The sequence below is a fragment of the Anaerococcus porci genome, from assembly GCF_034090325.1.
Lineage (GTDB): Bacteria > Bacillota > Clostridia > Tissierellales > Peptoniphilaceae > Anaerococcus > Anaerococcus porci.
On sequence record NZ_JAXDSU010000058.1, the window covers coordinates 1 to 12,410 of the forward strand.

Annotated in this window: 13 protein-coding genes; 1 reads left to right on the forward strand and 12 read right to left on the reverse strand. The window is 25.6% G+C overall.

Annotation, left to right across the window (positions count from 1 at the left end):
* Nucleotides 1-600 precede the first annotated feature (600 nt).
* From SOR60_RS05875 to SOR60_RS05890, 5 genes are all read right to left on the reverse strand, one after another.
* Nucleotides 601-1,110, reverse strand: a complete 510-nt coding sequence (locus tag SOR60_RS05875) for a stage II sporulation protein M (RefSeq protein WP_320595474.1) — start codon at nucleotides 1,108-1,110, stop codon at nucleotides 601-603.
* Between the two features lie 76 nt (nucleotides 1,111-1,186).
* On the reverse strand, nucleotides 1,187-1,450 hold the full coding sequence (locus SOR60_RS05880; RefSeq protein ID WP_176269591.1) for a class IIc cyclic bacteriocin: 264 nt from the start codon (nucleotides 1,448-1,450) through the stop codon (nucleotides 1,187-1,189).
* Between the two features lie 57 nt (nucleotides 1,451-1,507).
* On the reverse strand, nucleotides 1,508-1,678 hold the full coding sequence (locus SOR60_RS05885) for a hypothetical protein (protein ID WP_176269592.1): 171 nt from the start codon (nucleotides 1,676-1,678) through the stop codon (nucleotides 1,508-1,510).
* Nucleotides 1,679-2,338: an ABC-2 transporter permease gene (locus SOR60_RS10500; protein WP_176269593.1), complete on the reverse strand. Its 660-nt coding sequence runs from the start codon at nucleotides 2,336-2,338 to the stop codon at nucleotides 1,679-1,681.
* Nucleotides 2,319-3,200 (reverse strand): ABC transporter ATP-binding protein, encoded by an 882-nt coding sequence (locus SOR60_RS05890; protein ID WP_320595475.1) that lies wholly within the window; start codon nucleotides 3,198-3,200, stop codon nucleotides 2,319-2,321. Before SOR60_RS05890 ends, SOR60_RS10500 begins: the two co-directional genes overlap by 20 nt.
* 234 nt (nucleotides 3,201-3,434) lie before the next feature.
* Between SOR60_RS05890 and SOR60_RS05895 the strand changes: the two genes are divergently transcribed.
* Nucleotides 3,435-5,102: an FAD-dependent oxidoreductase gene (locus tag SOR60_RS05895; protein ID WP_320595476.1), complete on the forward strand. Its 1,668-nt coding sequence runs from the start codon at nucleotides 3,435-3,437 to the stop codon at nucleotides 5,100-5,102.
* Between the two features lie 279 nt (nucleotides 5,103-5,381).
* On the opposite strand, the gene SOR60_RS05900 is transcribed toward SOR60_RS05895, so the two are convergent.
* From SOR60_RS05900 to mtnK, 7 genes are all read right to left on the reverse strand, one after another.
* Complete coding sequence (locus SOR60_RS05900; protein WP_154539739.1) at nucleotides 5,382-6,101, reverse strand: ATP-binding cassette domain-containing protein; 720 nt, start codon at nucleotides 6,099-6,101, stop codon at nucleotides 5,382-5,384.
* A 29-nt stretch (nucleotides 6,102-6,130) separates the two neighbouring features.
* Nucleotides 6,131-6,652, reverse strand: coding sequence for an ABC transporter ATP-binding protein (locus SOR60_RS05905; RefSeq protein WP_154539741.1), 522 nt, complete (start codon nucleotides 6,650-6,652; stop codon nucleotides 6,131-6,133).
* 292 nt (nucleotides 6,653-6,944) lie between these two features.
* Entirely contained in the window at nucleotides 6,945-8,132 is a 1,188-nt protein-coding gene (locus SOR60_RS05910) for an iron-containing alcohol dehydrogenase (RefSeq protein WP_320595477.1), read from the reverse strand.
* On the reverse strand, nucleotides 8,133-8,792 hold the full coding sequence (locus tag SOR60_RS05915; protein ID WP_320595478.1) for an L-fuculose-phosphate aldolase: 660 nt from the start codon (nucleotides 8,790-8,792) through the stop codon (nucleotides 8,133-8,135).
* A 13-nt stretch (nucleotides 8,793-8,805) separates the two neighbouring features.
* Complete coding sequence (locus SOR60_RS05920) at nucleotides 8,806-10,233, reverse strand: FGGY family carbohydrate kinase (RefSeq protein WP_320595479.1); 1,428 nt, start codon at nucleotides 10,231-10,233, stop codon at nucleotides 8,806-8,808.
* Nucleotides 10,234-11,211: an NAD(P)-dependent oxidoreductase gene (locus SOR60_RS05925; protein WP_154539745.1), complete on the reverse strand. Its 978-nt coding sequence runs from the start codon at nucleotides 11,209-11,211 to the stop codon at nucleotides 10,234-10,236.
* A gap of 21 nt (nucleotides 11,212-11,232) precedes the next feature.
* Nucleotides 11,233-12,408: an S-methyl-5-thioribose kinase gene (gene mtnK, locus SOR60_RS05930; protein ID WP_320595480.1), complete on the reverse strand. Its 1,176-nt coding sequence runs from the start codon at nucleotides 12,406-12,408 to the stop codon at nucleotides 11,233-11,235.
* Nucleotides 12,409-12,410: the final 2 nt, after the last annotated feature.

The following is a 12,410-nucleotide window of genomic DNA, read 5'->3' on the forward strand; positions in this document are numbered from 1 at the left end:
TTTATTTTTATCTCTTATCATAAGAAAAGCTCTTAAAATCACTATAATTAAAACTATTTCATTTCAAACATTATCAAGAGCATACTTATATCTTCCTTATCTTGATTTGCTTAGTAGAGTTTATACTATAAATTTGAAATTCAGCTGTGGCTGTCATTCTAACTCCACCTCTAATAGACCCTACTTCTGTCCTTTTTTTATATCATCGTATTCCTCGTTATCTATATTGTAGGTCTCCACATACTTGTTTTGCAAATCATAATTATTCAACTCATCCTCTCTAAACTTACCAAACTAAATATTAACTATAGCCTTAGATACAAATATAACTAAAAATAAATTTTAAACTCTATGATTTCTCTTTGTTATACAATTATACCTTTAATATTATAATACTTGCACAATGTATTCGATAAACAAGTATAATATCTATATATTCTTAATTTATAGGCTTATAAATTCTTTTATAAATTTTTATTATCAGGGTAATATATTGTTATATAAATAAAATAATAAGTTTTCAAATGTATAGATTATATACTAAGTTTAAATGAAATATAAATAGATTATTTGCAAAATTATTAACCTAGTATAAATAACCTATAGAAGAAATCTAACTGCTAAAGTTGGTGTTATTAAAACTTCTATTGTTGCAGCTAATATTAACAATATATATAAATAGATGAGTTTCTTTTTATTTTCTTGAAAAAAAACACTTATCTTATTTCCATTATTGTTTTTCCAGCTTGAAATAATAGTACATAAATATATATAAGAAAACATCTCAAATATACCGTGTGGAAGAATAAGAATCATATAAGAAAAATGAGCAAACTTTGATATCAGTGATCCTAATATAATTCCATTTCCAACTAACCAACTATATATAATATATTTATTATTCATTGAACCATAGATTAAAAATAAAAAAGAAAAAGTATTTTTTAGAATTATACTTAATAAAGAATATAAGATATTATAATTTTCCATAGTTTGAATGATATTCTTTTCAACATAAAGACTTGAAATAAAAAATGTAAATATAACAGATCCAACATAAATTAAAGAATATTTTATAAATATTTTTTTTATAGTTCTTGTTTTTTTCATTTAATCTCCATAAAATACGGGGATACTTTAAGCATCCCCATTATATATCTATACCAATTCAACCGAAATAATTACTTTATGCTGAGTAAGTTGATGCACCAGCAACAACACCAACTATCCATGTAGGCATTGTTATTCCCATAATAATAGCAAACGCACTAGCTAATGTTCCACCATTACTTACTACTTCAGCAAGGTCATCTGCTAGAGAATGAGATATATCAAATCCCATTAGTCTACCAGCCCAAATGATTTCATTTCCAAATACTCCAATCACTAGTAAAAGTGAAGCTATAAAAATTACACAATTAATATATTTTTTTGTCTTTTTATTTTCCATTATTTCCTCTTTCTTTATATTAAATCCTTCATTTATTGAATTGATATAGAAACCAAATTAATTATTGTCTTTATACTTTTTTAAGAAATATGAACCTAAAGCAATAGGTATAAATGGTAAAAATGCAAATTCCTTGTTTTTTCCGATTTTTACTAAATAGCTCCACAAAATTATTGCTAAAATAGCTAATATTATACTCAAGTATCTGTATATTTTTTTGTTTGACATTTAACACTCCTGTTTATTTTTATTTAAACATTTTATAGATATAAATATTGATATTATAATCAGTAATATAGTGCTTATAGTTATTAAAAATATCAATAAAATTTTATTACTTATAAATATATTAAAAATATTTTTTATTTTTTTTGAGTCCAATCTTTTAATTAAGTACAAAGTAAAACTAGCAATTACTATAATAATAAACGATACAATTCTTTTATTATTGCTTGATAAGAAAAAGTTTAGTGGATTTACAATCGATAAATATATTAATGATGCTATTAAACCAATTATAGGAAAAATAAGCATATAACTTAACATAACTTTGCTATCTAAATAAAATTTTATTATACTTATTACTGAAGTAAATAAAAAACTAATTGTCAATATTAAAATATTTGATAAATATCTGGATACAACTATATCTTTTGATCTAACAGGTAAAGTCATAATATATTCTCTCCATCTGTCTTTATTATCTTCTTCAAATAATTCTAACGAATAACTTAAGGCAAAAAATTGAATTGATATACTAATTAGAGGAAGAATACTTGTTTCTATAATTATTGAAACTATACAAATAGCTGATATAAATACTAGTAATTTTTTTTTTGTAATTTTACTTAGTAATATTATAAAATCTTTATAAATCAGTCCCTTCATACCTCTTTCCTTTCTTTAACATATAAATTAAATTTTCAATTTCTAAACCATTTTCACTTAACGAATCATCTTCGTCAATGTTTTCGTTCAAATTACATGCTAATATAGTTAATTTATCGTTAGTTTCTAATACTGATAAAGGTCTAAAATTAGGATATCTAGTGTAAAAATTTATGTAACTATCAGTCTTTACAATTCTATATTTGTTTTTAATAATATCTATATTCTCATCTAAAACTATTTTTCCTTTATCCAACAATATTATTCTATCTACATTTTTTTCAAGCTCATTTACTATATGTGATGAGAATAAAACTGTATTATCATTATTAACATAATCTCTTAAAATCAAGTTAAAATCTTTTCTTGCAACGGGATCAAGATTACTAGTTGCTTCATCTAAAATAAGTAACTTTGGTGAATGACTTAATGAAGTTATTAACTCTAGATTAGCTTGCATACCTCTAGAAAACGTGCCTATTTTTTTATAATTAGAAATACCAAGATTATCACATTTAGTAAAGAAATAATTTTCATCCCATGTTGACTTGTAAATATTTTTTAATATTGTATTTATATCTTTTATACACAAATAATCTGAAAAACTTTTTGAATCAAATACAACTGACAAATCTTTCTTTACAGTAATATCATTTTTATATTTTTTTTTATTAAAAAGTTCTATTGTGCCTTCATAATCACTAACTATATTTAAAATCAATTTTATTAAGGTGCTTTTTCCCGATCCATTTTCACCTATTAGACCAACAAACTCACCTTGTTTTAATTCTAAATTATCTATATTTAATTTAAAATCATTATATGATTTTTTTAAATTATTTATTTTTATAAAACTTTTCATTTTAAAAATATGTTTTTCTCCTATTAATTCTTTGTTTATAATAACATATATATATATATCAAATCAAACTAATTTAATTAAATTAAATTAGTTATATATTCGATTAAATAATATCAAATCTGATATTTCACTTTTTACTTTTATAAATTTTATTTTATTGTATATAAAATAAATTTAAACCCATTATTAAATTATATTTAAGTAAATAGGGTATAAATGTGTATGAGGTGACTTATGAAAATAGTTATAATAGGGGCAGTTGCAGCAGGAGCAACTGCTGCAACCAATATAAGAAAAATTTCTAAAGACAGTGAGATAATATTACTTGAAAAAGGAAGAGATACTTCCTTTAAAAACTGTGAGATTCCTTATTATCTTTCAGAAATGGTTAAAGATAGCAAAGATTTAATAGCAAGAAATCCTGAAGCTTTTAAGAAAAAGAATGATATAGATGCAAGAAACTTTAATGAAGCAATCTCTATAGATAGGGATAAAAAGGAAGTTTTAGTAAAAGATATTAAAAATGATAAAACTTATACTGAATCTTACGATAAGCTTATAATTTCAACAGGAGCTTCTCCTTTTATTCCAGATTCTATAAAAGGACTTGATAAGGATAGAGAAAATGTCTTTAAGGTAGAAAATGTAGTAGATGTTGAAAACATAAGAGCTTATATAAAAGAGAAAAATGCCAAAAAAATCATAGTAAATGGGGCAGGTTTTATAGGTATAGAGGCAGCTGAGAACTTAAACGAACTTGATGAAGTAGATATTTACCTTATAGTAAGGTCAAGAGTTCTAGAGGCAAATATTGATGAAGAACTTGCAGGATTTGTAGAAGAGAATATAAGAAAACATATAAACATGATAAAAAATGATGAGATTATAAAGGTAGAAGATGATGAGCTTATTTTAAAAAGTGGCAAAAAATTAGACTACGATGTGCTCATAAATGCTATAGGTATAAAGCCAAATTCAGAAATTGCAAAAAAGGCTGGTCTTAAACTTACCGAGTCTGGAGCTATTGATACTGATCGAAATTTCTTAACAAATGACCCAGATATCTATGCCATAGGTGATGTTATAGAAGTATATAACCCACTTACAAGAAAAAATAGCAAACTAAATCTAGCATGGCCTGCTCACAGAGAAGCTAAATTTGTAGCAAAACATATCTTTAATATGGCAGGAAAGTCTCCTTCATTTATAGGGTCATTTTCCCTAAGGTCTTTTGATATGAACATTGCATCAACTGGTCTTTCAAGAAAAGTTCTTGAAAGTGAAAATATTGCTTTTGAATCAACTCTTATAAGACACAATGACTCAGTAGATATCCTACCTTACTCTAAACCTATGAACATGAAAATACTTTTCGACTCACACACTGGCCTTATCTACGGTATCCAAGCTGTAGGAGAAGGTGATGTAGTTAAAAGAGTAGATATAGTAGCAGGACTTGTTGGAATGGGTGCTGATATTTATGATCTTTATGATACAGAGCTATCATATCAACCAATCTTCTCAACTCCAGAAGATGCCCTAAATACATTAGCAAGTCAGGCTATAGATATATTCGAAGGTGATTTAAAGCATGTGAACTTATATGAACTTAAAGATAAAATTAATGACTTTAGGATTATTGATATAAGAAGTAAAGAAGCTTTTGATAAATCTCACATAAGGGGTGCAGAAAATATTGAAAGTTCAAAAATCAGAGAAAATCTTGATTTAATTAATAAGGATGAAAAGACACTTTTATATTGCAACTCAAGTAATATCGCAAAGTCTTTGACTAAGTTTCTAATAAGCCAAGGTTTTAACAAGGTCTATATGCTTGAAGGCTCCATGGTCTTTTTGGAAAAATATGTGGATGTTTTGGGACTTGATTTATTGGAAAGATAAAAGAAGGACTGTTTCAAGTGTAATTGGAACAGTCCCTTTTATTTTAGACAAAATTAAGATGCATTCTTATCTTATTTTATTTAGAAAGATTTATTACATTATAATTACCATTTTCCTTAAATATATTATCGTGACTTATTACGATTACAATACCATCTTTTTCTAATAAACTTTCTATCAAATTAAGAACATGAATTTTTACTTTTTCATCTAAGAAATTTGTTGGCTCATCAAATATATAAGCACTTCTTCTTGTTTTTGATACTAGCTCTAATTGGGCTAGTTTTTTTGACCAGAAGATCCATTATACACTTTATTTAAAATTCCATATTGGCTTATTATTGGCTCTGAAGGTATGTAAACTATATCTTTATATAATATATCAATTTGTTTATTTAAAATGTTACCATTTATTAATATTTGTCCTTCATATCTATTTGATAGGTTTAAAATTGATTCCGCTAATGTTGTTTTTCCGACACCATTAGAGCCAACTATTAAATTTACTCTATCTTTATCAAATTTAATATTTAAAGGTTTGTGAAGTTTTTTTCCATCACTTCCAAGTCCAACATAATCTTTAAGAATAATTCCTCTTATTTTCTCATTATTAAAATTCATAGAATCAATATTTAAAAATTTATTATATGATTTCAATGCTGGCTTACTACTTACGTATTCTCTTCTTATATTAAATAAATCTAACATAGGACTCCACAGATTGCTTATATATAAAGATACTGCAGTATAATCACCTGCTGTCATTTCTCCTTTAGCAATTAAAATTATTGAAATTATAGTAGTAAGTGTTATGGAAAAATTTAAAGTCCCGTATACAAATATGTTATATATGACACTTTCATACTTAACCTTTCTAATCAAATCATTTCTAAATTTTTCATAAAAAGTTTCTATATTAAGCAGCTGTTTCTCTTCTAAAAACTTCTCCTCTTTACTAATACTTTTTTGATCTATTAAATATCCCTTGATTTTTTTCATATTTCCCAAATGATCTGAAGATGCATTACTTATATTGACCTCACTTTATAGGAAACTATTGCAGAAATAGGTATTATTATAAGAAAAGCCAGCAAAATCCATTTAGATATAAAGTAAACTATAAAGCAAGTAACTATAAACTTACTTATATTTATAATAATCTCTAATATATTTCTATATATAAAAGGCTGAACTATTTCAAAGTTTTGCCCTAACTCTTGTGTCATTCTTGCCTTATCCAAGTTGTTCTTTTTATTATCATAAACTTTAAGTAAATTATTTATTTGAGAAAATTGATTTATATATGCTTCTAAATCATTAATCCCAAAATAATAATCTTCTAACACATAAAAAAAGTGAACGAAAATACTTATTAATAACATTGATAAAATATATATAATAGCATATTTTATGTTTTTATTAATTGCACTATCTATAGCTTTTGATATTATCAAAGGATTTAAAAGAGTTAAAGATATTACTATAACCCTTATTAATAATAGTTTAATAAATTCTTTCTTATTCGTGTATTTCCAAAATTTCAACATCATCGATAAGCTCCATTAACTTAGTATAGTCATTTAATATAATTATTTTTTCTTTAATATAAGGTGAAAATGAGTCAAGTCCAAAATTTTGTGTAAAATTTACTAATCCAATATTTGCTATTTCAACCTAGTATATAATTTAGAAGACATAATCCACTCCTCATTAATATCAATGAGGAGTGTTAAAACTTTCTATATATAATTTATATTAGAGTGTAACAAAATGAGGTATTGTAATAAATAAACCTAAACAATATTATGGTCTTGACTTAATATTTTATGAAATAAATTAAATTCAAATATTATCTAAGTTATTAATAGATGCTATCTTATAAATTTCTCTAATATCATCCTCATTCAGAGAATAAAACCCACCTGTTTTTTTCCCATTTAGATTATTTAAACTTACTAATTCATCTATATCATAATCATTGATACCCAACTCTTTAAAATTAATAGGCATGTTTATTTTCTTAATAAATTTTTTAAACTTTTCAATACCAATATTAGCAGTTTCAAGATAATTTTCATCATTAATTTCAACTTTAAATACTCTATTTGCAAATTGAACAAATTTATCTAATCCATGTCTTGAAACTACATATTGCATCCAAGCAGGAAAGATCACAGCCATTCCAACACCATGATTACAATTATATTTAGCAGACAAAACATGTTCTAAATGATGAGAATTCCAGTCTTGTTCTCTATCACATCCAATAATATTATTATGAGCCATTGTGCCAGCCCACATTATATTTTCTCTCGAACTTAAGTCCTCGCTATTTTGTATAGCCATTGGTCCAATTTCTACTAAAGTTTTCATTATACCCTCTAACAACCTATCAGATAATTGGACACTTTCTGTATTAGTAAAATATCTTTCTAAACAATGTGTAAAAATATCAATTATACCAGAAGCTGTTTGAAATTTATTTAATGTTAATGTAAGCTCTGGATTCATTATTGAAAAAACTGGTCTAATCAAATCAGATTCTATGGCGATTTTTTCAAAAGTTTTCTTGTTAGTTATTATTGCATTTGGTGAACTTTCACTTCCAGAAGAAGCTATGGTTAATATAACACCTACATCGATTGCTTCTTTGATTTCCTTACCACAATAAAAATCCCAGAAATCTCCATCATACTCTACTCCGATAGCGATAGACTTTGCTAAATCTATAGAGCTACCTCCACCTATTGCTAATATAAAATCAGTTTTTGAACTTTTTGCTATATTAATACCCTGATATACTAAGTCTGATGTAGGATTAGGCTCTACCTTATTAAATAAGCTATATTTTAATTCTTCTTTTTTTAAGGATTCTTCTATACTAGCAATTAATCCATTAGATTCAAATATTTCTGGGTAAACTATTAGAACATTATTTTTATTAATTCTTTTTATCTCTTCTCCAACTTTTATATGACTTTCTTTGCCAAAGATATATTTTGTTGGACTATAATATGTGAAATTTTGCACTTACTTATCCTCCTTCTTTGGCTGACCATAATTTTTAAATCCTTCTGCAACTTCCTTCATTTCATCATCAGTCAATAAAATAGGTTTACCTATACTCATTGCTCTATATTGAATTTCAGCAACATATTCCATCTCTTTAGCAAGACTATAAGCAGAACTTATATCTTTTCCACATACAACTATGCCATGATTAGCAAGTAGTACCGCATCGGATTTTCCAGCAGCTTTAACAGCTGCTTTTGCTAATTCCTCTGTACCATATCTTTTATACTCTGCACAAGGTACTTCTATTGAATTAGCATCAGCAATAACATAATGGACTGGCTTTATTGGCATTCTTAAAGCCGAAATAGTTGTACAAAAAACAGAATGAGTGTGAACAACAGCTCTAGCATCCGGTTTATTCTTATAAAACAGTGTGTGTAAATGCCATTCACTTGAAGGTTTTTTATCCCCATCTATTATATTTCCTTCTAAATCCATAACAACTATATCTTTTGAAGTTGTCTTTTGATAATCTACACCTGATGGAGTTATAAATACAAGTCCACTTTCTTTATTAAATATGCTTAAATTACCACTAGTACCAGAGCTTAAACCTTCTGTACTCATTTTTTTTCCATAATTTACTAAAGCTTGTTTTTCCTCATTATAATTCATGTGTTCTCCTTAATTATTTTTTAAAAATATTATGTTCTATCCATTTATTATAATAATTTTTTATTAATTTATAATTACTAGGATTATATTCTTCATTTTCATTATTAAAATTGTTATTACTATGATTGAAATATTCATTGCATATCTCAAGTAAGCCAAATAAAGTTGCATCATTAAAATGTTTTGGTAATATAATTGATTTTCGACTTAAATTTGACAGCATCTTTATTAATAGTTTAGATTTAAATCCATTTCCCATTCCAATAATGTTAATATATTTTCTTTTATTAATTTTTTCCATTTCTATTAAGTTTATATATATAGAACATGCTATATCAGCAAGTATCGCTAATGCGAAATCTATATCTTCTATTTTACTGTCAAGTGGTGTCTTTAATATAAAAGATCCTGATTTCTTCTTTAAACTTCTAATTCTCGAAGTTGATGTTAGATTTGCAATTACTTTTATATCTTTTATATTATCACAAAGTTTTTCAATTTCTTCATATGTTAAACTTTCAAAATATATATCTTTAAAATTCTGATAATTTAACCCTGTTATACCAGGGTTCAATTCTGAAATATAACCATCACCTTTTAAAAAAGAATTTATCCAAGTCTCTTTAGAATCCATATTTGGAAGATTTTTTGAAAAGCTAATAATAGGTGTAGTTGTACCAGAAATTACATACAATGAATTGTATTGATTTGGATAAATCTTCATAGCAACTTGCGTATCAGCTCCTCCTACAATAAATATGGCATCTGATAATTGACTGAATTTTTTTACCCATTCTCTTTTTATTTTTCCTAAACTAAAGCCAGAATTAACTTTTTTAGGTGGTGACAAACTTTCTAATTCAAAAATTTTAGCTATATCATATGAATAATCTAAATCATTTAAATCATATAATTGAGTATCAGTTGCTTGACTAGGTTCTATGGTCAGCTTTCCGGTAAATTCAAATGCTATCCACTCACTAACACTTGTGAAACTATAAATATCATTATACTCAGTTTTATATACATTTTTATAACCTAAGATTTTTGCTGCAGGAAAATCTTCAGTTAACTTTTTCCCAGTTCTTTCATATATATTTTTATATTCAATATTAGATATATATTCCCTACCTCTATTATCAATATTTGGTAAACCGATTACAGCTTTGTTATCATTATTAATCAACACTACAGATTGTCTTGTACTTGAAGAAGAAATGGCTGATATTTTTTTATCAAAATTTGACAATAACTTTAATAATGCTCCCTCAAATTTTTTCATATATTCATTTGGTAAAAAATAGATTGAATCATTGTAATTGTAGTCAATTCGATAATGATTTTTAAACTTTTCAGACTTTACAACTTTACCATCATCTTCTATAATGGACAATTTACTATTTCCAGTTCCTATATCAATTAGAAGATAAAAATTTTTCACTTAAATAATCTCCTTATTATAAATTATTTTTAATAAATCTTCTCCTTTAAACCATTTGAATATTCTTTCATTTAATATTTTAGATTGATGTGATGTAACCTGAAAAGTAGCACCTCCAATATGAGGAGTCAATATTACATTATTATTTTTTAGAAAATCCAGTTCACTATACTTAGGAGGTTCTTTAGGTAAAACATCTAGTATTACAGTTATTTTTTTATTTTTTATAATATTTATTAAATCGTTGTTATTTATTACTTGTGATCTGGAACTATTAATTAAAATGCCTCCTTCTTTTATATAATTTAAGAGCTTATAATCTATCATATTATTTGTTTCTGAATTCACTGGTAAATGTATACTAATTATATCTGACTCTTTAAAAATATCTTCTAAGTTCTTTTCTTTGTATTTTTCTATATCTTTAACATATGGATCATAATAAGAAATATTTGCTCCAAAACTAGTTAATAAATTTGCTAAACTTTTTCCAACCGCTCCAAGTCCAACTATCCCTACTTCTTTGTTATATATTTCTTGACCCATCCAAGTGTAATATGGTGTAGTGCCTTCCTTCCATTCACCATCTTTTATCCATTCTATAGAAGGTAAAATATTTCTATAGCTCATTATTATCATACCTACTATATATTCTGCAACGGCAATAGAGTTTCTACCCGGCGTACATATTACTGGTAGTTTATGCATATTGCATGCATTTATATCAATATTTGCTGGATTTGACCTACAATCTCCTATTAGCTTAAGATTTTTGTATGAGTCTAATACTTTATTTGTAACCCTATCTAATTCTGTTATTAGGACATCTGGATTTACTCTATTTAAATTGTCTATCATTTCATTTTCATAAAATCTCTCTCCAGTGAGTGTCCAGGGTTCATATATAACTTCATCAAAAATATTTTTCAAATCTATTAGATTATTTTCAGAATAAGGTGCTCTAACATAAACTTTCATAATTATATCTCCTTATATCTTTTATAAATTATTTATATAATCAACTACTTCTTTACCATATTTTATTTTGTACCTATTTAATATTAAGTATTTACCAAAATTAATTAGCAATATGTCTAATTTTTTTCTTTTATCTCTATCTTTCAAAGAAGTTATTTCTTCCACTTTAGAATCTCCTATATCCCTTCTAATAATTTCAGTTCCTGCATATCCAAATGAATCTGCTATAACCTCACTAATATAGGTTTGCTTAAATAATTCGTTTTTAAAGTATTCATTTTTAATATACTTATCATATGCATCATATAACTTAAATATGGTCATATCTATTGTTTCTTCTAATAATTTATTCAACGCGTTTTTTCTTTTATCTTTTAGTATCAAACTATTTGCTAAAGCAAAAGAAATATTTCCCCAAACATTTCCAATGTCATAGCCCATAGGTCCGTAGAAAGAAAACTCTGGATCAATAACTTTTATGCCATTTTCATTAACAAATATACTACCAGTATGTAGATCACCATGAATTAAAGCTTGGGAATTACTTTGAAAATTATCCTTAAGTTTCAATACTTCACATATCAATTTTTTATCTTCATAAATATTTTGTTCTACATATTTAATCAAATCCTTATTAATAATATTTCTATCTTTATAATTAAAATAGGGTTCTGTCAATACAAGATCTTCAGTTATATCACATAAATCAGGATTTATAAATTTCTTGACATTTAACTTTTTCTCTTTTCTAGATAAAACATAATCTGTCGTTGGAATTAAAGTTCTTTTTAAAAATTCAGACAAAGAATCTGATAAGTGATTATATATATTTCCCTTTTTTAATTCTTTTCTTAGGTTTTTATAAGAAGAGATATCTTCCATTATTATCACTGATTTTTCTTTATCATAAAAATAAACCTTAGGTACAGATCCTGGATAATTTTTATATTGAGATATTAAAGCATTATATTCTATTTCACTCCTATTTATATCTAGAGGTCTACCTGATGATCTCAAATATACATCAGACTGTTTTACAATTATTGATTTTCCAGAATTATTATCACTTACTTTAAAAACATAATTTATATTCCCATCACCTATTTCTATACATTTTAAGTTATCACTATCTTTAAAAAAGTTATGATTGCGAACATAATCCAATATTTCTAAATTGCTTAATAATTTTGATTTCATAG

What these genes read in the sequence shown, in the direction of transcription:
- SOR60_RS05875 (WP_320595474.1), bottom strand. Translation starts at nt 1,110, where the DNA reads ATGAAAAAAACAAGAACTATAAAAAAAATATTTATAAAATATTCTTTA.
- SOR60_RS05880 (WP_176269591.1), bottom strand. Translation starts at nt 1,450, where the DNA reads ATGGAAAATAAAAAGACAAAAAAATATATTAATTGTGTAATTTTTATA.
- SOR60_RS05885 (WP_176269592.1), bottom strand. Translation starts at nt 1,678, where the DNA reads ATGTCAAACAAAAAAATATACAGATACTTGAGTATAATATTAGCTATT.
- SOR60_RS10500 (WP_176269593.1), bottom strand. Translation starts at nt 2,338, where the DNA reads ATGAAGGGACTGATTTATAAAGATTTTATAATATTACTAAGTAAAATT.
- SOR60_RS05890 (WP_320595475.1), bottom strand. Translation starts at nt 3,200, where the DNA reads ATGAAAAGTTTTATAAAAATAAATAATTTAAAAAAATCATATAATGAT.
- SOR60_RS05895 (WP_320595476.1), top strand. Translation starts at nt 3,435, where the DNA reads ATGAAAATAGTTATAATAGGGGCAGTTGCAGCAGGAGCAACTGCTGCA.
- SOR60_RS05900 (WP_154539739.1), bottom strand. Translation starts at nt 6,101, where the DNA reads ATGAAAAAAATCAAGGGATATTTAATAGATCAAAAAAGTATTAGTAAA.
- SOR60_RS05905 (WP_154539741.1), bottom strand. Translation starts at nt 6,652, where the DNA reads ATGATGTTGAAATTTTGGAAATACACGAATAAGAAAGAATTTATTAAA.
- SOR60_RS05915 (WP_320595478.1), bottom strand. Translation starts at nt 8,792, where the DNA reads ATGAATTATAATGAGGAAAAACAAGCTTTAGTAAATTATGGAAAAAAA.
- SOR60_RS05925 (WP_154539745.1), bottom strand. Translation starts at nt 11,211, where the DNA reads ATGAAAGTTTATGTTAGAGCACCTTATTCTGAAAATAATCTAATAGAT.
- mtnK (WP_320595480.1), bottom strand. Translation starts at nt 12,408, where the DNA reads ATGAAATCAAAATTATTAAGCAATTTAGAAATATTGGATTATGTTCGC.